Genomic DNA, 20500 nt, shown 5'->3' with positions numbered 1-20500 from the left:
GTCGGGAAGTTCCGCGGAACCGCCGCGACAGTTCGACTGTTCTGACCAGGGGAACAAAAGCGGAAGCGGCGATGACTGTTCTGAGAGTACGCCACACCACGACGTACAGCTACGCACGGCCAGTGCGCTTTGGCCAGCACCGGGTGCTGTTCCGCCCGCGCGATAGCCACGACCAGCGGCTGCTGAGCTCGGCGATCACCGTGTCTCCGGACGCAGAGATCCACTGGATCCACGACGTGTTCGGCAACTGCATCACCGTCGCGGAGTTCGGCGAGGCGGCCAGCGAGTTGCGCTTCGAGACCGATATCATGCTGGACCACACGCCACTGACTGTGCCGCGGTTCAAGACTGAGGAGCGGGCCAAGTCGTGGCCGTTCGATTATGACGCCGAGACGCTGCCGGACCTTGCTCCCTACATGCGGCCGCACCATCCGGCGCCAGAAGTCGAGGCGTTTGCCAGGAAGTTCGCCCATTCCGGCGTGGCGATGGAGACCGGACACCTGCTGATGACCATGACCGCCGGCATCCGGGAGAGTTTCAGGTACTCGCGCCGCACCGACCCTGGCACGCAGCTGCCGCTACAGACGCTGACCACTGGCACCGGCACCTGCCGCGACTTCGCACTGATGATGATCGAAGCTTGCCGCAGCCTCGGTTTCGCCGCGCGTTTCGTTACCGGCTACATCTATGTGCCGTCGCGGGATACGGGCATGGCCATGCGTGGCGGTGGCGCCACCCATGCCTGGGTACAGGTTTTCCTCCCCGGCGCCGGCTGGGTCGAGTTCGACCCGACCAACGGCATCATCGGCAACAAAGATCTGATCCGGGTTGGCGTCGCGCGGGAGCCGAGGCAGGCCAAACCGCTCAGCGGCAGCTTTATCGGCGACCGTGCGGATTATCTCGGCATGGACGTGCAGGTGAACGTCACTGCCGATGGTGGGCATCACAAAGTGCAGGTCGAGGCTGAGGCGGCGGGGCGGCGTCTGCGCGAGGCCAATGCAGCGAGCCTTGCCGGACAGAATTAGCCTTCCGGACCATTGCGCAGGCGGACCAAGTCGTTACACCTCGGGGCCGCAACAATCGGACTTCGGGAGAGCACGAGAATGGCCGGCAGCGTCAGGTGGGGGATATTGGCAACCGGCTGGATTGCCGAGCAGTTCGTGAAGGATCTGAACCAGCACGGCCATAAGGTGACCGCGGTCGGCTCGCGTAGCCAGCAGAGCGCCGACAAGTTCGCCGCCGAGTTCGGCATCCCCAAGGCGCATGGCAGTTACGAGGCGCTCTGCGCCGATCCCGATGTCGACGCCATCTATGTCGCGACGCCGCACCCGATGCATGCCGACAACGCCAGGCTGGCGCTCAACCACGGCAAGCACGTGCTGATCGAGAAGGCCTTTACCGTCAACGCCCGTGAAGCGCAGGAGATCGTCGATCTCGGGGCCAGCAAGGACCTCGTCGTGCTCGAAGCGATGTGGACCCGCTTCCTGCCGCACATGCTGCGCATCCGCGAGATCGTCCGCTCGGGCGTCTTGGGCGAGATCCGCTCGGTGGTCGCCGACCATACGCAGGACCTGTCGGATGACCCCAAGCACCGGCTCAACGCGCTGGAGCTCGGCGGTGGGGCGCTGCTCGATCTCGGCATCTATCCGATCTCGTTCACCTTCGACGTGCTCGGCGCACCCAAGACCATCGCCGCCACTGCGCGGCTCAAACAGACCGGAGCGGATGGCACCGTCGCGACGATGTTCACCTACGGGTCCGGCGCCATCGCGCTGACGCTGTCCGGCAGCGATACTGCCGGGCGCAATATCGCCACCATCCACGGCACCGAGGGTCGCATCGAGATCGACAAGGTCTGGTACACCCCCACCAGCTTCCGCCGCTACGACGCCAGCAACAGCGTGGTCGAGGAGTATGTCTCGAAGGTCGAGGGCCGCGGCATGCAGTACCAGGCCGCCGAGCTCGAACGCCTCGTCGCCGAGAAGCGGACCGCCGGCACTATTCTCTCACCCTCGGAGAGCGTCGCCATCATGACCTGCCTCGACACCATCCGGCAGCAGATCGGGCTGAAATACCCGACCGAGTGATCCGCCTTTCCCTGTTCGATCTCATATTCGGAGGAAACTGATGAAGTATCGCTATCTCGGCCGCAGCGGCCTGTTGGTCTCGCGCCTTTGCCTCGGCACCATGACGTTCGGCAACTCGCAATGGGGCTGCGACCAGGAGACCTCGAGCGCCATCGTCAAACGCTTCGTCGAAGGCGGCGGCAACTTCATCGATACCGCCAACGGCTATTCCGGCGGCGCCTCGGAGACCATGCTCGGCGTGGCGCTCAAAGACCACAGCCGCGACCAGCTGGTGATCGCCACTAAGTGCTGGTTCCCGGCCGACCCGGCAGTGACCTCGCGTGGGCTGAGCCGCAAGCACATCGTCGAAGCCTGCGAGAAGAGCCTGAAGCGGCTCGATACCGACTACATCGACCTCTACCAGTTCCACGGGCCCGACCCCTACACCCCGATCGAAGAGAGCCTCCGCGCCGCCGACGACCTGATCCGCGCCGGCAAGATCCGCTATCTCGGCTGCTCGAACTTTTATGGCTGGCAGATCGCCAAGACCAACGGCGTCGCCGCGCTCAAGGGCTATGAGCCGCTGGTTTCGGCGCAGCATCTCTACAACCTCGTCCGCCGCGACATCGAGCGCGAGATCCTGCCGGCCTGCGACGACCAGGGCCTCGGGATGATCTGCTGGAGCCCGCTCGCCGCCGGCATGCTCACCGGCAAGTACCGCGGCGAGGATAAGCCCGACGAGAAATCCCGCATCGGCCAGCAGGCGGCGATCACCCTGCCGCGCTACTGGTTCGAGGATTCGCTGAAGATGATCGACAAGGTCGTCGAAGTGGCGGGCCGCCTCGGCCGCACTCCGAGCCAGGTGGCGCTGAGCTGGCTGCTTGGTGACACGAGGGTCACCGCCGCCATCATCGGCGCCCGCCGCGTCGACCAGGTCGCCGAAAACCTCGACGCCGGCGATTTCGACTTGCCGGCAGAGGTGCGTCGGGAACTCACCGACGCCATGCCGCTGAAGCTCGGCTACCCGTACGAATGGATGGACACCAACCTGCCGGGCACGTTCGGCAAGGCGGAGTTCGAACCGACGCACACGCAGCGGCTGCCGTAGGGATAGTCACCGGCGGCGCAGTGATCCTCCCCCGCGTGGCGGGGGAGGGGGACCAGCGAAGCTGGTGGTGGGGGCGGCCAAACCATCAGTCTGCCTTCTCCCGTGGGGGCGAGGCCGGCGCCTCAGTTCCAGTCCGGCTCCCCAGCAAACCGGTGCCCGCTGATCCACTCCTGATCCAGCTCCACCCCCAGCCCCGGCGCCATCGACACCTGCATCTTGCCGTCCCTGACCTGCAGTGGATTTGGCGACGCCCACGCGAGACCGTCCGCCCGCCGGGTGCACTCGATGCGTGGGCAGTTGAACACCGACGCAGCCAGCTGCTGGCTCGCCGCATTCATCAGCAGCCCGCTGACATTGTGCAGCGTGATCGGTGTGCGATAGAGCGCCGCGAGGTCGGCGATCGCCTTGGTGCCGGTGATGCCGCCCGAGCTGATGATGTCGGGCTGCAGGCAATCGACCGCCTGGTGCTGGAGGAACGGCAGCGCCCCCTCCGGCAGTTCGATATTCTCGCCGGTCATGATCGGGATATTGGTCGAACGCCGCAGCGCCAGCCAGTTCTCCGAAAAGCCCGGCTGCAGCGGATCCTCGTAGTAGATCGGCTTGATCGCCTCCACCGCCTCGGCCACCGCGATGGCGCTCGGTGCATCGAGCTCGTTATGGCAGTGGACGATGATGTCGATCTCGTCGCCGAGGTGCTCGCGCGCCAGCTCGTAGGAGCGGCCGATCTTGCGGATATCGCCGGGCGACAGGCTCGGCGCGTATTCCTGCATCGGCACGCCGATGGCGTCGTGGATATCGACCTTGAAGGTCTTGAAGCCATGCGGATCGGATTTCAGGTCGGCGGCCGCTTCGGCCCAGGCGCCGGCATCGGTCAAATCGAAATGCGGGCAGTGCGAATAGAGTTCGAGCTCGGTGCGGAAGGCCCCGCCGAGCAGCTTGTGCACCGGCTGCTTCAGCAGTTTCCCCGCCAGGTCCCACAGCGCCATGTCCAGCCCCGAGCAGATCATGATGTGCGCCGGGCGCTGCCGATAGGCGTAAAACAGGTTGTGGTGGTGCACCCCGATATCGAGCGGATCCTTGCCGATCAGCTGAAGGTGCGGCAGCCGCGCCCCGCCCTCGGCATGGGTGAGCAGCGCTGCCCGCACCAGGTCGCCATCGAGGTCGCCGCACTCGCCATAGCCGGAAAGGCCGGCATCGGTATCGATGCGGACGAGGCAGAAGCCGCTGTCGAGCCGCAATGCCTTGATCGCGGTGATCCGCGCCTGTCCGCGATCCCCCTCCGACAGATGACCCACAGCCGACATCGAATACTCCCCTCTGTTTGCTGCCTTCTATAGCGAGGAGGGGCAGGGCGGCAAAGGCCGTCAGATGCCGCGCCCACCGCGTTCCGGGATATCCAGCCCCAGGTGCGAGCGCAGCGTCGTGCCTTCGTATTCGGTGCGGAACAGCCCGCGCTGCTGCAGGATCGGCACCACATCCGAAAAGAACAGCCCGGAGCCTTCGGGATGGTAGGTCGGCATCACCACATAGCCGTCGCAGGCGTCCGCCAGAAAGCGCTCGGCCATCTGGTCGGCGATCTGCTCGGGGCTGCCGGTCAGCGTCCAGTGCCCATCCGAGCGGCCGGTAAGCTTCACCAGTTCGCGCAGCGTCCAGCCGTCATTGAGCGTCAGATCGGCAAAGATCTTGTAGCGGCTCTGCCGGCCCTGCACCGCCGACACATCCGGCAGCGCCTCGCGTGGGATCGGCTTGTCGAGATCGAAGCCGGACAGGTCGACGCCGGGGATATAGCTGTTGAGCTTGCGCAGCGACGCCTTGATGTCGATGAACTCGCCCAGCTCCCGCTCCGTGGCTTTCGCCTCTGCCTCGGTCGCCCCGATGATCGGAGTGATGCCGAGCAGCAGCTTCACTCGGCGCGGATCGCGGCCGGCAGCGCCGACGCGGGCCCGCATGTCGCGGGCGAATTCGAGGCTGTCCTCCAGCGTCTGCTGCGCCGTGAACACCCCCTCGGCCGTCTCGGCGGCAAAGCCGCGGCCGATCGGCGAGGCGCCGGCCTGGAACAGCACCGGCCAACCCTGCGGCGGGCGCTGGATATTGAGCGGCCCGGCCACGTCGAAGAACTTGCCGTGGAAATCGGTCGGCCGGATGTCGGCGATGTCGCCGAACTGCCCGCTGGCCCGGTCGATCTTCAGCGTTTGCTGGTCCCAGCTGTCCCATAGGCGCTTGGCAATCTCGACGAACTCGGCCGCCTGGGCATAGCGCACATCCTGGTCGGGCAGGGGCGTTGCACCATAGTTCTTCTCGCCAGTGGCCGAGGTGACGATGTTCCAGCCGGCGCGGCCGCCCGAAACGCGATCGAGCGAGGCGAACTGCCGGGCCACCGTATAGGGCTCGGAGAAGCTGGTCGAAACGCTCGACACCAGTCCGACCCGGCTGGTGAAGGCCGCGAGATACGAAGTCAGCACCACCGGCTCGAACGCGTTGAGCACCGGGTTTACCCCGAGCGCCTTGGGGTCGAGCGAGGGGATATCGGCAAAAAAGATCGCGTCGATCTTGGCCGCCTCGGCTGCCTGCGCGAACGCCACGTAGAAGCCCGGCGTGTTGGCGAGCTCGATATTGCTGCCGCTTCGGCGCCAGGCGCCCTGGTGGTTGCCGCCGCCCGAAACGAGCACGGCGATGTTCATCTTGTCGTGGCCGGAGGGCCGGGCGCTGGGCATCATCGAGGTCCTGGTGGAAATGGCTTGGGCGCCGGCTGCTGCCGGCGCCCGCATGCGGATCGATCCGGCGATCAGCTCTTCGGCTTGGGTTGCACCCAGTTCGAGGCGTTCTGGCCGATATTGACGCCCGGCGCCTCGAGGTTGAGGTCGGAGATGCTGTAGGCGGCGAGGATCTCGGCGTACTTGCCGTTGTCGAACAGGATCTTCAGCGCCGCCTCGATGGCGCTGGCGAGCTCGGTGTTCCCCTTGTCGACGATGAAGCCGATATAGAGGTCGCCCAGTTCCGGCGCCGGCACGAGGATCTGGCCCGGGTTCAGCCCGGCCGCCTCACGAAAGCGCCCCACGGCGGTGGCCGAGATATCGGCGCGCGGCAGCCGGCCTGACTGGATCGCCTGGTCCTTGGCGGTGGCATCGGGGAACTCGATGAAGCTGGCCGGCTTCAGCCCCTTGCTCTCGCACTGCGACAGCGCCTTGAAGATGATGTTGGTGGTGCCCTGCACCACGCCGAGATCGCGCCCGCAGAGGTCGAACACTGTCTTGATGCTGTCCTTGTCGGCTTCGTCGATCAGCAGCTGGAAGGTCAGCCGGGTGTGGTCGATGAAATCCACCTGTTCGCGGCGCAGGTCGTTGTCGCCGAGATCGCCCAGCGACACATCCGAACGGCCTGACTTCACCCCGGCGATCAGCTGCTGGAACGGCGCTTCGGTATAGACCGGCTTGACCCCGAGGATTTCGGTCACCGCGTTGAACAGCTCGATCTCGTAGCCGGTGAACTCGGTGGTGCCTTCCTTGAAGAACGAGTGCGGCGCGTAAACCGTCGAGGCGCCGACATTCAGCACGCCTGCATCGCGGTACTTGGCCGGCAGCAGGGCACGGGCGGCTTCGGTCGCGGCATCCTGGGCGAAGACCGGAGCGGCGAACAGCGGCGCAGCGACGGCGAGCGTCAGGCCGGCGGCACGTAGCACTTTGGTTACGAGTGATGAGAGCTTGGTCACGGTCAGTCTCTTTCTTGCATGATGGGCGTTTGCCCGGTTGTTCAGGCGCGGTCGCGCCGGCCCTCGGCCGGAGCGAACCTGAAATGATCCTTGAGGAACTCGGCGGTGCGCGGCTGGCGCGGCCGGCTGAAGATCTCGCTTGCCGGTCCGTCCTCGATGATGCGGCCGGCATCCATCACCGCGATCCGGTCGCCTGCCTCCTCGGCAAAGCGCATCTCGTGGGTGACGACCACCATGGTCATGCCGTCGCTGGCGAGGGCCTGCATCACCCCCAGCACTTCGCCCACCAGTTCGGGGTCGAGCGCGCTGGTCGCCTCGTCGAACAGCATGACCCTGGGGTTCATCGCCAGCGCCCGGGCGATGGCGGCGCGTTGCTGCTGCCCGCCCGAGAGCTGGCTGGGGTAGCTGTCGTGCTTGTCGGCGAGCCCGACCCGCGACAGCAGGTCGGTCGCGCTGCGCATGGCGCTGGCACGGCTCGCGCCGAGCACCTGCACCGGACCCTCGATAACGTTCTCCAGCACCGTGCGGTGCGAAAACAGGTTCACATGCTGCGATACCAGCCCGACCCGGCTGCGGAATGCTGCAGCCTCCCGCCCGGTCCACGGCTTCAGCACGCCGTTGCGCTCGGTATAGCCGACCCGCGTCTCGTCCAGCACCACGGCGCCGCTGTCGAAATCGGTGAGCGCATTGAGGCAGCGGAGCAGGGTGCTCTTGCCCGAGCCGGAGGGCCCGATGATGCAGCGCACCTCGCCCTGCCGGACATCGAGATTGACCCCGTCCAGCACCCGGTTGGCGCCGTAGCTTTTGGTCACGTTGCGCACACGGATCAGCGCCGGCGCTTCCGTCGCGACGCGCAGGTCGGGCGGGGCGTAGTTCATCGCGCCACCCCGGCCGCAAAACGCCGCTCCAGGAGGCCCTGGACGAAGGTGAAGATGATGGTCAGCACCAGGTACCAGATGCTGGCGACGATCAGCAGCGGGATCACCTGATAGTTGCTGGCATAAATCCCCTGCGCCCGGGTCATCAGGTCGCCGACGCCCACCACCGAGACCAGCGAGGTGGCCTTCAACAGGTTGATCATGTCGTTGCCGAGCGGTGGGATGATCGATTTGGCCGCCTGCGGCGCGATTACCCGGCGGAACGCCTTGGCCCGCGTCATTCCCAGCGCGATCGCCGCCTCGACCTGGCCTGGCTGCACCGACAGCAGCCCGCCGCGGATGATCTCGCCCATATAGGCGGCCTGGTTCAAGCCGATGGCGATGAGGCACGCCACCAGCGGGCTCAGCAGCACGTTGGTATCGCCATAGAGTCCGATATCGGTGAACGGGATGCCGAAACCGAGCTCAGGAAAGAAGGTGCCGAGATTGTACCAGATGAGGATCTGCACCAGGAGCGGCACCGCCCGGAACAATCCGAGATAGCCCACCGCGATGGTCTTGATCAGCGGGTTGGCCGACATCCGCATCAGCGCAATCACCAGCCCGCCAACGAGCCCGATGACGGCGGACAGGAAGGTGATCAGCAGCGTCGTCACGAGGCCCTGGAGGATGATCGGCGCGGTCAGGAACTTGCCGATCGAATCCCAGCGCATCGCCGGGTTGGTCGCCACTGCCGATACCGCATAGGCGGCGATCAGCACTGCCACCGCCCAGACCAGACCACTCCGCAGCCGGTGCCGGTGGCCTGAACGCGGGCGTTCCACCGCCCGGTCTTCGAGCGGCACGGCGCCCCGTTCGGCGATATCGAGCGTCAATTGCGTCAAGCCCAGCCCCCGCTGCATCCGGGAAGGATACAGTGTTGATTAAATCGACTGGATTAGTAGTCTATGCGTCGGAACCGGTCGAGGAACTCCGGCAGCGCGCCGGTCGCGGGTGACGAAAAAACCTGCCCTCGGAGAACGTTAGCTTAGGACGGACGTTTCAATCGGGACGTTTTGCGTCGTGACCCAACCCGCAAGGAAGCACGCATGAACGAAGCGCAGCCACGCCTCTCCATCCTCATTATCGGCGGTGGCGCCAGTGGCGTGCTGCTCGCCGCGCACCTCCTGCGCAGCGTCGCCGATATCCGCGTCACGCTGGTCGAAAAGCGCCCGAGCCTCGGCCGCGGTGTCGCCTATTCGACCCGTCAGCTCGACCATGTGCTGAACGTCGCGGCGCCAGGCATGAGCGCCTATGCCGATGATCCCGATCACTTCTGGCGCTGGCTGCACGATCGGAAACTGGTAACCGAGGCCGAACGCTTCGTCTTCGTGCCGCGCCGCCACTACGGCAGCTATCTCGCCGACGTGCTGACCGAAGTCGAAGCCACGGCGCCCGGCCGGCTGCACATCGTCCACGACGAGTGCATCCACGTCCTGACGACCGGGGCAGGGGTGGAAGCCAGGCTCAGCAGCGGCGCCAGCCTTGTGGCCCATGCCGCCGTGCTGGCCGTGGGGCACGAAACCAACCCGGCCCGCGCCAAGGGCATTGCCGTGCGCGTTGGCTCCGAGGCTGACACCCCGCTCGATCCCGATGCCCCGGTGCTGCTGCTCGGCTCGGGCCTCTCGATGGTCGATGCCTGGCTGTCGCTGGCCGAAGCCCAGCATCGCGGCCCGATCACCGTCGTCTCCCGTCACGGCCTCCTGCCCAAGGCGCACCGCCAGGTGGCGCCGATTCCGCTCGAGGCGGCCGATGTGCCGTTCGGCACCGAGCTCCACTATTTCACCGCCTGGTTCCGCGACCTGGTCGAAGAAGCGGCGGGGCGTGGCGAGGATTGGCGCAGCGTCGTCGATGCGCTCAGGCCGTTCAACCAGCGGATCTGGCAGAACTGGTCGCTGGGTTCCCGCCGCCGCTTCCTCAGCCATGTCAGGCCGTTCTGGAACATCCACCGCCACCGCCTGCCGCCGGAACTCCACGCCCGGCTGGAACAGGCAGTGGGGGCAGGGCAGGTCCGCCTCGTTGCCGGCACCTATCTCGATATCGAGCGGCGGGGCGCCGAAATCCGCGCCACCGTGCGCCGCAAGGGCGCCAGCAATCTCACCTTCTTCGACGTCGCCCGCGTCTATGATTGCGGCGGCATCAGCGTCGACGTCGAGCAATCGAGCAACCCGGCCATCCGCGCGCTCCTCACCCGCGGCGACATCCGCCCCGATCCCCTGCACATCGGCCTCGAAGTGGATACGGAGTGCCGCACCATCGACCGCTTCGGTACGCCGTCAGACCGGCTGCTGGCAGTGGGGCCGCTGACCCGCGGCACCTTCTTCGAGATCGAGGCGATCCCGGATATCCGGGTGCAGTGCGCGGAACTGGCGAAGCGCGTGCTGGGCGAAGCCGCCGCCCGCGCCTTTGGCTGAGCCTCAGTTCCTCGACGCCTTCTGCGTCCACATGCCGAGCCGATTGGTCACGGCCACGAGGAAGGAAATGGACCACCCGACCATGATGATGCCGCTGAGCCCCTCGAGCGACGCGAAGAACTGCCAAGGCTCCTCGGTCTGCACCACGCCGCCGCCGATCGTCGTGAACGTCGCCGCCGAAAAGTAGAGCGCTGTGTGCACCGAGTCGATCGCGCCGGTAACCACATAGATCGCGGCGTAGACGGCGATCTGCACCAGGTGCAGCACGAACAGCAGATAGACCACGAGCCCCATGGTGGTGATCTGCCACGTCTGCGCCATCCCCTCGGGCCGCGCGCTCAGGCGGGTCACCAGCCGCGAGATCAGGCTGAGGCCGGCAATCTGAATCAGCACCGCCGCGGTGAGGCCAACGGCCAACCAGCCGAGTTGCAGCAGAATGAGATCGGTCACCGAGCCCTCCAGGAACGATCATTATCCATCGCCGCACAGAATAGCGAAGCCGACAAAAACTGTCCGTGACAACCGAACCGAGCCCGCCAGTGGTTCACCCCGCATGAGGTTAGAGTGCGAGCCAGTCTCGACACCCATTGGTCGGGCCGATACCGTCTGTGCTTGTCGCGAGCGCCAGTTGAAAGACATGCTTCCGAGATGATCACGGCTCTCCGGACGCTCGGCATCACTCTGTCAGTCGTGATCCTGGCTCCCCTGAGCTTTTGCGTAGCACTCCCGATCGGCCTCAATGAAGTAAAGGCAGTGAACTGGGGGCGACAGTATGGTCGGATGCCGCACCCACCTGGAACCGAACGCATCCTCTTGCATCAAGGCATCGACAAACTCTCGAACGGCGACAACTGCGACTTCATGATTTTGGAAGCTCGCTCGTATCCTCCGGGACAGGAGGCATCGATACTGGCCTTCTACGCCGAGCGTGAAGACCCGCTCGATCCACACTCAAATCCGTTGCGGCCGACATTCTCTGTCGGCGGTGGTTCCCCAGCAACGATAGAGCCGTACGCCACTTTCAATTCAGAGCTCGCACGCGTCCATGAAGGACCATACTACGAACTCGAAGTTTGGCACGTCGTCGAAAGTGCTCCGCCACTAATCGATTGGCGATGCCCCTAGACCGACCGACTGCGATGGGCCACCGACACGGCGGCACGAGATCGAGGCGATCCGGATGTCTGAGTGAGTGCGCGGAACTGGCTGGGAAATCACCACGACTATGGGGTGATTCAGCCACTAACCTCGGGCTGCGCGCTGGCTTTGCGTGCGGAGACGACTACGCAGATAAGCGCTCGCCGCAGTAACTGGTCTGATATCGATGCACCAACTCCACGAAGGTTGCCGCCCGCTCACCTTCGAGGTGGAACATGGGCGACCACGACTCTGGCTCAGAAATCTCCACCCCGTTGTCGTAGTAAACGCGTCTCCCCGCATCCAGATAGATCTTGTCGACGAGCTCCTTGTCGTGCCGCGCAGCAATCCACGCGAGGCGCGTTTCGACGTCCGCCGGGAACCGTTCCATCGCTTCATCGAGGATCTCACGGGCCTGCCGCTGCAAGACCTTCATCCGCCGCTCCACCTCCGGTCGCCATCGATAAATAATGCTTCCTCCCATGGGGCCGAGCTGTGGGTGGACAGAACGGGGCCTTATCTTGACGCGCTCGGGCTCGGCGACGATCAGGGAAATATCCAGCCGGGTGTCCATCTGACGCCAGTCAAGCGGGTGGTGCTGCACCAACCGAACCACGAGCACGCACTTTTCAAAGAAGGCCGTCGTTTCGTCGAGCACCCTATCGGACGTCGGCGAAGTCAGAGGCAGCGTCTCGAAGCGCGCCTCGCCGCCGGCTTCAAGAGCCGGCAAGCGCACAGTCTTGCTTGAGAGAATTGCGGCAATCTGCTCCTCAAGGACACGCCTGCTTTCAGCAGCAGGTGAGTGCTGTGCAACGGCCGGGACCGCGTACGCGACAGCGACTAGCAGCAGCGAGGCAAACCAGCGAGGTCCCAATGGCACTCTCCCGAGGTTGCCCAATCTGGAAACGAAATCGCAGCGCTCAGCAACCCCCTCCAAGTCGGATCGGCGCGCGTATGGCATTCGTGCTGGTTTCGATACCCCAGACGTTCCGGCCAAGCAGTTGCCGCAGGATCGGCCCGCTACAAACCGCTTAAGGGAGCGTGCGATGCACGCACCCTGGGCCGAAACGACTTCTCGCTGGAAGGAGGGGAGTTGGCGCGCCCAAGGGGAATCGAACCCCTGTTCCCGCCGTGAGAGGGCGGTGTCCTGACCGCTAGACGATGGGCGCGGAGGAACTCTTTATCGGCGATGAGCGCCGTACCGTCAACCACCAGCCCATGAGGGGAAAGTGGCGCGCCCTAGGGGAGTCGAACCCCTCTCTGCACCGTGAAAGGGTGCCGTCCTAACCGATAGACGAAGGGCGCCGCGGTGGCGTCCGTATAGGGAGGTTCATTCGGGCTGGCAAGGGTGTTTTTCGAAGAAACACGCGCTTATGTCAGCCCCTGTGGAACGTCAGCAGCCCGAGAAGGTGACGGGCTTCTTCCAGCCGCGCGGCCGGTCGCGCACGTCGACATGGATGAAGCCGCGGCCCGGGTAGCAGCCGAGGCCGCCGACCTGCTCGTTGCGCAGGGCGAAGGCGACGAGCTGGCCCTTGCTGACGCCGGGGATGAAGAAATCCACCGCCATGCAGCGCATGTGGTAGCTCGAATCCTCGCCGCCGCCGATGATGTTGCGGATCGGATCGCGATAGCCGGAGTTGACCACGATCTTCTTGCCGAACCGGCGTTCGAACGAGCTGATCACCGAGCGCAGTTTTGGCGAGATGCAGGAATTGTCGACGTCGGTCGACGAGAGGAACATGCCGGCCCGCTGCACATAACCCTTGTAGGAGGCGCCGCCCCCGCCGCCGAAAAAGAAGCAGCCACTCAGCAGCAGGGCGCTTGCCAGCACCGCAATCAGTCGGATCATTCGTCACTTCCCATGCCGCGCGTCAGGGCGGTAGCAGAACGCCGGCCCTTGCCCGGCCGGCGCTCGCGAGGAAGCTACAAAGTCTTGGCTAACCGTCGGCTAAGCCGATTGGTTAGCGGTCGGTTACCTCAGGGGCTGCGGATGGCTGCCCCCGGGGGGCGGCTTACCAGGCGCCGGTGTTCGGCATCGACAGCCAGGGCTCGGCCGGGGCGAGCGCCGCACCTTCCTGCAGGATCTCGACCGAGATGTTGTCGGGCGAGCGGACAAACGCCATGCGGCCGTCGCGGGGCGGGCGGTTGATGGTGTAGCCGAGCTTCTGCATATGGGCGCAGAAATCGTAGATGTTGGCGACCTCGTAGGCGAGGTGACCGAAATTGCGGCCACCCGTATAGACCTCGGGGTCCCAGTTATAGGTGAGCTCGACCGGCGTCTCGTGCTGGCCCTTGGCGGCGAGGAAGATCAGCGTGTAGCGGCCCTTCTCGTTCTCGGTGCGCCGGACTTCCTCGAGCCCGAGGCCGTCGCGATAGAATTTCAGGCTCGCTTCGATGTCGGTGACCCGCACCATGGTGTGGAGATACTTCACGTCTGGTCCTCCCGGAGAGTGTGTTGGTGCGGCCTACAACGGCTGGCCGCCCGCATCAAGTTGGACACTCGTCGACGACACACGGGTCATCGAATACCGGGCTGGAAGCGCCGGTATTGCCGGTCCTCCAAAGCGGTTGCGAAAAACCCCTGACAAAATCGTAAACGCTTCTTAACTTCCCGGGCTGAATCGGACACAGTGCCTCATGTGTGGCGTACCCCGAACAGCGGCGGGGCGAGTACGAAAAGGCTTGAGGCATGGGGGCCAAGTTTACAGCCGACGGTGACGAACCCGGGTTCCGGTCCGACGAGACCGGCCCGCTCGGACAGCACCCGGCATCCGACCACGGCGGCGACGCCAATCTCGATGTCATCGAGGTGGTTGGGTCGATCAAGTGGTTCGACGTTTCCAAGGGGTTCGGCTTCATCGTCCCCGACGATGGCCGCCCAGACGTGCTCCTGCATGTGACCTGCCTGAGGCGGGACGGCTACCAGACCGCCTATGAGGGCTCGCGCATCGTCGTCGAGGCGCTGGCGCGACCGGGTGGGCTGCAGGCTTTCCGCATCCTCTCGATGGACGACTCGACCGCCAAGCACCCGGCGCAGATGCCGGCGCCGCGCACCCACGTCACGGTCGAGCCGACCAGCCGCCTCGAACGCCTCGAGGTGAAGTGGTTCAACCGCATCCGCGGCTTCGGCTTCCTCTCGGCCGGTGACGGCGCTCCGGATATCTTCGTCCACATGGAGACGCTGCGCCGCTTCGGCATCACCGAGCTGCGCCCCGGCCAGCACGTCCTCGTCCGCTACGGCACCGGCCCCAAGGGCCTGATGGTCGCCGAGATCCGTCCGGACGGCTGGGGCGACGCGCCGTCCTCGCACTGATCTCTTGCGCCTCCCGTGGTGGGCGGGGCATTTGCATATGAGAAGCGCCGGCAAGAGATGCTGCGGTGCCCCGGTGGCTCCCCGCACCCCCTCTCTGGGGAAAACTAAGGACTTAGCTGCGCTAAGCCCAAGTTTTCGCTTTCTCCCCCGCCAAGGGGGAGAGTCCCGACTGAAACTTCGATGCAGGTGGAAGGCACGGATCATCTCCCCCTTGGCGGGGGAGAAAGCAAAATCTTAGGTTTAGCCGTTTGGCTAAGCCTTAGATTTTGCCAGAGAGGGGGTCCTGGAGGGCACGATGGCTCGGCCGCCCTTGCACCACTCCGCGGAGGAAGCACCCGAGGGTCCTCTTGCCGCCAAACGCTATAGGTGAAGTGCGGTCGCTTCCCGTTGCCACTACGGCTGGATGAAGCCGTTATGGCTCGAGGCGAACTTCCAGCCTTCGGCGTTGCGCTTCAGCACATAGAGTTTGGTGCCCTCGAGTTCGCCTTCGATCCGCGAGCCATCGGCATGCACGGGCGTCGCCCGCACATTGACCGCGGCGACGTCGTCATCGACGAACAGCACGTGCTCCACTTCGTAGGTGGCGTGCACGTCGCCCAGGGCAGGGGTGAGCACCCGACGGGTGAAGGCGTCGATCTCGTCGCGCCCGGTCAGCCGCACGCCGCCGCCCGTTACCCACACCGCATCGGGCGAGAACAGCGCGATGAAATCGTCGGGGCTGCGGTTGCGCTGCGACGCTTCAACCGCGGCAACAAAGCGGTGGATGGTCTCGATATCGGCAGTCCGCCGGGCATTCATCTGGGTTTCCTTCCATCTGGGATGCCACGCTTGTCGGACCTCAACAGCAGTTGAGGTCAATAGCCTTTCGCGCTGTTCTCGAACGCGTCTCTTACGCTGTTCTCGAACGCGTCTCTTACGCTGTTCTCGAACGCGTCTCTTACGCTGTTCCCGAACGCGTCTCTTGACGCTGTTCCCGAAGCCTCGGTGGCGCGATAAGGTGCCGCCAGTTCGCACTAACCCCCCAAGATCCCATGAACATCCTCCGGGCCCTGCATGGCGCCTTCATCGCCCTCCTGCTCCTGACGCTCACCGCCTGCGCCTCCGACGACCGGCTGGTCATCGAGTCGCGCAACGGCAACCATCCCTTCACCGTCGAGGTGGTGGATACGCCAGAATCCCGGGCCAAGGGCCTGATGTATCGCGAAGCCCTGGCGCCCGATGCCGGCATGCTGTTCGATTTCAAGGAAAGCCGCGAAGTCAGCTTTTGGATGAGCAATACGCTGATCCCGCTCGACATGGTGTTCATCACCGCCGAGGGGTTGGTGGCCAATATCCACGCCAACGCCCGGCCGCTCGATCTGACCTCGATCCCGTCCGATGGTCCGGTGATGTTCGTCTTGGAAATTCCGGGCGGCCGCGCCAAGGAACTGGGCATCGCCGCCGGCGATCGCGTCGTGCACGATCGCATCAAGAACGGCGCTACAGCCGGCTGATTACCATGCAGTCGAGCACCGCCACGAGGTGGAGGCTGGCGCCGGCGACGACGAAGCCGTGCCATACGGCGTTGTGGAAGGTCAGCCGCTCCCACAGGTGGAAGATCAGCCCGACGCTGTAGCAGAGCCCGCCCGCTACCAGGAGCCACAGCGCGACGCCCGGCAGGTGCGAGGCCAGCGCCTGGAACACGAACACACCGCTCCAGCCGATGCCCAGATAGAGCACGATCGCGCCCCGCCCGAAGCGGTGCGGCACGAACAGCTTCAGCGCCATGCCGGTGAGCGCCGCGCCCCAGATCAACAGCCCGATGATGATGCTCGAGGGTGTCGCCCCCAGCAGCACCAGGAACGGCGTGTAGGTGCCGGCGATGAACAGGAAGATCGCCGCCTGGTCGAGCCGCGCCAGGGTACGCTTCGCCGGCGAGGCGATCGGGCAGAGGTTGAAGGCGAGCGAAATGCTGAGCACCAGCAACAGGCTGCCCACATACAGCACCAGCGCCGGCAGCTCGTTGGGCGCCGTCTCGTAGCCGGCAAAGGCCAGCAGCACCGCCCCGAGCGCCACGGCAACGACGATGCCGATGCCATGCACCACCCCGTCCGCGATCAGCTCGGGCAGGGAAAAGGGGCGGCCCCGGGTCCACCAGGTTCGGGCAATGGTCGTCTCGGTCGTCACGGCGCTTCAGGCTCTCTCACAAGCGCTTTCCGGAAAAGTTGCAGCCTTTTCCGGTTCGAAAGCGCGACAAAGGATAACGGCGCAGAGCGCTTCGACTTTTCGTCGAAACGCTCCTAAGCAAATAAGCTGTGACAATCCCGTCATCGGACTGTCACAGTCAACCCATTCCGCACTCCGGCCGCTTGACACGTAACGCAGTTGTTACAACTGTCCGCGCACTCCATTGTTTCGGAAGACGAAATGAGTCTCGCCGACCTCTATTCCGCCCTCGCCGATCCCACCCGTCTCCGGGTGCTCGAGCTGCTGCACGACAAGGCCCGCCCGGTGCATGAGCTGGCGGCCGCCTTCGATATCAGCCGACCGGCCATCTCCCGGCACCTGAGGGTGCTGAAGGAAATCGGGCTGGTGCAGGAGGTGAAGCAGGGGCGCGAGAACCTTTACTCGTTCCAGCGCGACGAGCTGAAGCCCGGTATGGCCTGGCTGGAAACGCATCAGAAGAAGCCGGGCAGGGGCAAGAAGGCTGCGGTGGGGGTAGCTGTCGCCCCCGAAGCTCCAGAAACCGTCGAAGCGCCGGCAATGGTTGCCGAGCCGATCGCGCCTGAGCCGATCGTCGCAGCTCCGGTGGTTGCGCCGGAGCCCGTTCTGGTCGCACCCGAGCCGGTTCCGGAGCCCATGGTCGCGGCTTCCGAACCGCCCCCGGAGCCGATCATTGTCGTCAAGCCCAAGGCACCGGCCAAGCCGCGCGTCGCCAGGCCAAAGGCTGAGGCAGAACCCGTCGCCCCGCCGCCGCCCAAGCAGACCCCGCAGCTGTCGTTCTTCGATCTCTAGGCTGCTGGCCCCAACTCACCGGTGTCGAAAGCGGGGACCTCCGTTTGCGATCTCGCGGGTGGCACCAAAACAGAGGTTCCCGCTTTCGCGGGAATGACCCGGTGGGTGGGGCACGCCCCTACATAGCGCGGATAAGCGAAAGCCGGGACCCAACTCACCTCTAGCCGGTGTGGTCCTCGCCCCTTACGGCCCCGGCAGCACCTCGTCGATCCGCCCGGTCAGGTAGTACCCCAGCAGCCCCGCCCATTCGCGCAGTGCGAGACTGCTCACCGAGACGTTCTCGGTCGATTGGTCCGGCTTGATCCGCACCCCTTCGGCGCCGCTCGCCAGGTAATCCGCCGGCCACGGGATGACAGGGAAATCGGCCTTGCGGAACAGCCCCACGGCCCGCGGCATATGGAAGGCCGAGGTCACCAGCAGCCAGGTCTCGCCCGCGCTGACCTTGGCCAACTGCTTGGCGAACTGCGCATTCTCCTCGGTGTTGCGCGACTGGTCATCCAGCAGGATGCGCTCGGGCGCGATCCCGAACGCCTCGAAGAAGCGCTTGCCCGCCAGCGCTTCCGGCTCCTGCTGCACCAAAGCCGCCGGCCCGCCGGCGATGACGATCCTGGCGTTCGGGTGGTGCAGCGCCAGCCGCAGCGCCTCGACGAACCGGTCGCCGGAGCGGTTGAACTCATAGCCGCCGCGCACCGAGTTCACCTCGCCATCCATGCCGCCGCCCAGCACCACGATGCCGTCGACCCGAGCCGGCTCCGCCGGCCGTTCGAACCGCTGCTCGAGCGGGGTGATCAGCACATAGCCGAAGGTGGTGAAAGAGCAGAGGAACAGCAGCAGCAGCGCCAGCCCGACCAGCATCCGCGAGATCCACCGCCGCCTGAGCCAGCTCAGCGCCAGCCCGGCCACCAGGAGCAGCACAACCAGCGAAAGCGGCTGCACCAGGAGCCAGAAAATCCGCGTGAGATAGGGGAACACGGCAGGGTCCTCCCGGAGCGTTTTCAGGAAAAGTTGCAGACTTTTCCGGTTCGAAAGCGCGACAAGTCAAACGCTTGGAGCGCTTCATCGCTTCAACGAGCGATGAAGCGCTCCAGTGTGCCGCGTACCCTGCCATTGCTGCCGGGAGTCGGCAAACCCAAGGCCTGACAATCGAGTCCGATTGCGCTACACCCGCGCCACGGCCTCGTAGCTCAGGGGATAGAGCAGCAGCCTTCTAAGCTGTTGGTCGCAGGTTCGAATCCTGCCGAGGTCGCCACCCGCCCAACCAGCATTGGTCATCCGCCAGAGGCGCGCGAGCTCCTCTCCGCTGGCGGCTTGGTGTGAAGCTCAGCCTGTTCCGGCGTCACCCAATCCTGACATCGCGGTTGCTGACGCCACCGGCCCGCCCGCGGCGGCCGGTATAGTGGTGTGACCCCTCAGGTTACTTGGGGTGGCAACCAACACGGACCATGCGGCCAATCTCTCAGCCCCGACCCCGCGCCCATCACTAAGGGTTTGAATCGATGTCGGTTTGGCGATCGACTCGTGGGAGTCGAAAAGATGGCTTTTATTTTGCGAAGATTTGGGCTTTTCTGTCACTGGCGACCTTAGTCCGTATCATAGATACTTTGCCGGTCGAAATGGAGGGCACGATGGCTGCCGAGGGTGCAAGGGGTTCAGGCAGGTTGGTCCTTGGGCGTGCCTGGTACTGGCTGGGCGCCTTCGTGCTGTCTGGGATGCTCTGGCTGCTGATCATCTGGGCTGTTTCGAGTCTTACCAGCGCCGGAGAGGTTAGCGTGCGCCAAATGATTGGCGACGCTCGGTATTGGCCCCCGGCATGTGAGCAGTCGGTGTGCGTGCTGACCGGGCTCGGCGGCATTGTCCAGGTCTGGGAGCGGCACGTCGACAAGCACAAGGGGCTTGGGCGAAGCTTCGTTGTCGAAGGCATGTGCGCCAGCGCTTGTGAGATCGCCGCGCGTAGGGCAGGGGCGCGTATCGCCCCGGGAGCTACGCTGATCGTTCACGAACCGAGCCCCGCTCGATGGTCATAGACCGCGGGGCCCCGATCCTGCAGCCACGATGTGCGATCGCTGCGGGTGTCGAGTGCCACGTCAATCAACTTCGCAAGGGGTAGGCGGGGTTGATGGTGCGTCCCAGTCAATGGGCGCTGTAAGCCTCTTCGCCTCGAGAGTTGGTGCGTGGGCCGCGACGAGCCGGCCGACCTGCCTGCCGACGCCGCCATCGTTCTTTCTCGGCGCTCCCTGACTGCCGGCGCCGGTCGCAACCCACCACCGGTGCAGGTGCAAGAGCATTTTCCCTGCACAACCAGCGACATACCGACCTTAGTCGGGATTGTGGCAGTGTCGGGCATGGCAGCTAATTGCCATGCCCGACACTGCGTCCACACTCGCTATCGGGTGGGCCGGATGCTGCTCTTTGTCGGACGGCATCCGGTTCCCCCTGTTTGGCCCTGCAGCGCCTTCAGGACGTTCGAAAACGCCACAAGACCAAAACTAATGCTTGCGCCAGACCTGTACGTCCTCCTCGGCGACAAGTCGCAGCCCGTCGCTGTTTTCCACATAGACCGACGCCGTCTCGCCCAATGCCCGCAGCATCCGGGCTGCGAACAGCGCGTCCGAGATGGCCTCATCGCGTTGCGTGTAGGGGCGCGGACCCGAGGCCGTGTCGAGGTCGCGGCCGGGGCTGGCGATTCGCCAGCCGGCTCCGTCGTGCCGCACCAGAATTCTCACCGTCGTCATGAACTGCACTCCGATCGGCCCTGAACGTCCGAATACGGCTCGCGGTTGCCTGGAACGCCTCAGGAAAAAGCCAGTCCCCACGAAGGCGGGGATTGCGGACTTTTCCACCT

At 65.0% G+C, this 20500-nt stretch carries 20 protein-coding genes and 3 tRNA genes; 8 read left to right on the top strand and 15 right to left on the bottom strand.

Features of this window, described 5'->3' with window-relative positions:
• The first annotated feature begins 71 nt into the window (after positions 1-71).
• The 3 genes from ACSQ23_RS13435 to ACSQ23_RS13425 all read left to right on the top strand — a co-directional run bounded on the left by ACSQ23_RS13435 (position 72) and on the right by ACSQ23_RS13425 (position 3174).
• The gene (locus ACSQ23_RS13435) at positions 72-1025 is read left to right on the top strand and encodes a transglutaminase family protein (RefSeq protein WP_436090927.1); all 954 of its coding nucleotides are present in this window, start codon (positions 72-74) and stop codon (positions 1023-1025) included.
• A gap of 78 nt (positions 1026-1103) precedes the next feature.
• Entirely contained in the window at positions 1104-2087 is a 984-nt protein-coding gene (locus ACSQ23_RS13430) for a Gfo/Idh/MocA family protein (protein ID WP_436090926.1), read from the top strand.
• A gap of 40 nt (positions 2088-2127) precedes the next feature.
• Entirely contained in the window at positions 2128-3174 is a 1047-nt protein-coding gene (locus ACSQ23_RS13425; protein WP_436090925.1) for an aldo/keto reductase, read from the top strand.
• Between the two features lie 122 nt (positions 3175-3296).
• Here the strand turns inward: ACSQ23_RS13425 and ACSQ23_RS13420 are convergent, their stop codons facing one another.
• Genes ACSQ23_RS13420 through ACSQ23_RS13400 form a run of 5 tightly spaced genes read right to left on the bottom strand, consistent with a single transcriptional unit; the run spans position 3297 to position 8645 of the window.
• Positions 3297-4478, bottom strand: a complete 1182-nt coding sequence (locus ACSQ23_RS13420) for a mandelate racemase/muconate lactonizing enzyme family protein (RefSeq protein WP_436090924.1) — start codon at positions 4476-4478, stop codon at positions 3297-3299.
• A gap of 60 nt (positions 4479-4538) precedes the next feature.
• The gene (locus tag ACSQ23_RS13415) at positions 4539-5942 is read right to left on the bottom strand and encodes an NtaA/DmoA family FMN-dependent monooxygenase (RefSeq protein WP_436090923.1); all 1404 of its coding nucleotides are present in this window, start codon (positions 5940-5942) and stop codon (positions 4539-4541) included.
• Between the two features lie 17 nt (positions 5943-5959).
• Positions 5960-6883 (bottom strand): transporter substrate-binding domain-containing protein, encoded by a 924-nt coding sequence (locus tag ACSQ23_RS13410; RefSeq protein WP_436090922.1) that lies wholly within the window; start codon positions 6881-6883, stop codon positions 5960-5962.
• 41 nt (positions 6884-6924) lie between these two features.
• Complete coding sequence (locus tag ACSQ23_RS13405) at positions 6925-7761, bottom strand: amino acid ABC transporter ATP-binding protein (protein ID WP_436090921.1); 837 nt, start codon at positions 7759-7761, stop codon at positions 6925-6927.
• Positions 7758-8645, bottom strand: a complete 888-nt coding sequence (locus ACSQ23_RS13400; protein ID WP_436090920.1) for an amino acid ABC transporter permease — start codon at positions 8643-8645, stop codon at positions 7758-7760. The genes ACSQ23_RS13405 and ACSQ23_RS13400 overlap by 4 nt, the downstream gene beginning before the upstream one ends.
• 204 nt (positions 8646-8849) lie before the next feature.
• Between ACSQ23_RS13400 and ACSQ23_RS13395 the strand changes: the two genes are divergently transcribed.
• Positions 8850-10214: an FAD/NAD(P)-binding protein gene (locus tag ACSQ23_RS13395; RefSeq protein WP_436090919.1), complete on the top strand. Its 1365-nt coding sequence runs from the start codon at positions 8850-8852 to the stop codon at positions 10212-10214.
• A gap of 3 nt (positions 10215-10217) precedes the next feature.
• Here the strand turns inward: ACSQ23_RS13395 and ACSQ23_RS13390 are convergent, their stop codons facing one another.
• From ACSQ23_RS13390 to ACSQ23_RS13365, 6 genes are all read right to left on the bottom strand, one after another.
• On the bottom strand, positions 10218-10664 hold the full coding sequence (locus tag ACSQ23_RS13390; RefSeq protein WP_436090918.1) for an ion channel: 447 nt from the start codon (positions 10662-10664) through the stop codon (positions 10218-10220).
• A gap of 832 nt (positions 10665-11496) precedes the next feature.
• Positions 11497-12225, bottom strand: a complete 729-nt coding sequence (locus ACSQ23_RS13385; RefSeq protein WP_436090917.1) for a hypothetical protein — start codon at positions 12223-12225, stop codon at positions 11497-11499.
• Between the two features lie 220 nt (positions 12226-12445).
• Positions 12446-12520, bottom strand: a tRNA-Glu gene (locus ACSQ23_RS13380).
• Between the two features lie 61 nt (positions 12521-12581).
• Positions 12582-12656, bottom strand: a tRNA-Glu gene (locus ACSQ23_RS13375).
• Positions 12657-12744: 88 nt separating this feature from the next.
• Positions 12745-13200: a YcbK family protein gene (locus ACSQ23_RS13370; protein ID WP_436090916.1), complete on the bottom strand. Its 456-nt coding sequence runs from the start codon at positions 13198-13200 to the stop codon at positions 12745-12747.
• Positions 13201-13363: 163 nt separating this feature from the next.
• Complete coding sequence (locus tag ACSQ23_RS13365) at positions 13364-13783, bottom strand: VOC family protein (RefSeq protein WP_055995483.1); 420 nt, start codon at positions 13781-13783, stop codon at positions 13364-13366.
• Positions 13784-14040: 257 nt separating this feature from the next.
• Between ACSQ23_RS13365 and ACSQ23_RS13360 the strand changes: the two genes are divergently transcribed.
• Positions 14041-14664 carry a cold-shock protein gene (locus ACSQ23_RS13360; protein ID WP_082533190.1) on the top strand — a complete coding sequence of 208 codons (624 nt, stop codon included), beginning with the start codon at positions 14041-14043 and terminating at the stop codon, positions 14662-14664.
• Positions 14665-15057: 393 nt separating this feature from the next.
• On the opposite strand, the gene ACSQ23_RS13355 is transcribed toward ACSQ23_RS13360, so the two are convergent.
• Positions 15058-15462: an SgcJ/EcaC family oxidoreductase gene (locus ACSQ23_RS13355; RefSeq protein WP_436090915.1), complete on the bottom strand. Its 405-nt coding sequence runs from the start codon at positions 15460-15462 to the stop codon at positions 15058-15060.
• A gap of 233 nt (positions 15463-15695) precedes the next feature.
• Between ACSQ23_RS13355 and ACSQ23_RS13350 the strand changes: the two genes are divergently transcribed.
• Positions 15696-16157 carry a DUF192 domain-containing protein gene (locus tag ACSQ23_RS13350; RefSeq protein ID WP_055878753.1) on the top strand — a complete coding sequence of 154 codons (462 nt, stop codon included), beginning with the start codon at positions 15696-15698 and terminating at the stop codon, positions 16155-16157.
• Here ACSQ23_RS13350 and trhA read toward each other — a convergent pair.
• Complete coding sequence (gene trhA, locus ACSQ23_RS13345) at positions 16144-16830, bottom strand: PAQR family membrane homeostasis protein TrhA (protein WP_055878751.1); 687 nt, start codon at positions 16828-16830, stop codon at positions 16144-16146. The genes ACSQ23_RS13350 and trhA overlap by 14 nt on opposite strands.
• A gap of 240 nt (positions 16831-17070) precedes the next feature.
• On the opposite strand from trhA, the gene ACSQ23_RS13340 reads away from it, so the two are divergent.
• Positions 17071-17658 (top strand): metalloregulator ArsR/SmtB family transcription factor, encoded by a 588-nt coding sequence (locus tag ACSQ23_RS13340; RefSeq protein WP_436090914.1) that lies wholly within the window; start codon positions 17071-17073, stop codon positions 17656-17658.
• A 183-nt stretch (positions 17659-17841) separates the two neighbouring features.
• Here ACSQ23_RS13340 and ACSQ23_RS13335 read toward each other — a convergent pair whose 3' ends face one another.
• Complete coding sequence (locus tag ACSQ23_RS13335; RefSeq protein WP_436090913.1) at positions 17842-18630, bottom strand: YdcF family protein; 789 nt, start codon at positions 18628-18630, stop codon at positions 17842-17844.
• A 201-nt stretch (positions 18631-18831) separates the two neighbouring features.
• On the opposite strand from ACSQ23_RS13335, the gene ACSQ23_RS13330 reads away from it, so the two are divergent.
• Positions 18832-18907, top strand: a tRNA-Arg gene (locus ACSQ23_RS13330).
• 1237 nt (positions 18908-20144) lie between these two features.
• On the opposite strand, the gene ACSQ23_RS13325 is transcribed toward ACSQ23_RS13330, so the two are convergent.
• Complete coding sequence (locus ACSQ23_RS13325) at positions 20145-20390, bottom strand: hypothetical protein (RefSeq protein WP_055878738.1); 246 nt, start codon at positions 20388-20390, stop codon at positions 20145-20147.
• Positions 20391-20500 lie beyond the last annotated feature (110 nt).

This window comes from Devosia sp. LjRoot16, assembly GCF_964252795.1.
Taxonomy (GTDB): Bacteria; Pseudomonadota; Alphaproteobacteria; order Rhizobiales; family Devosiaceae; genus Devosia_A.
This window is presented reverse-complemented; position numbering and strand designations above follow the sequence as displayed.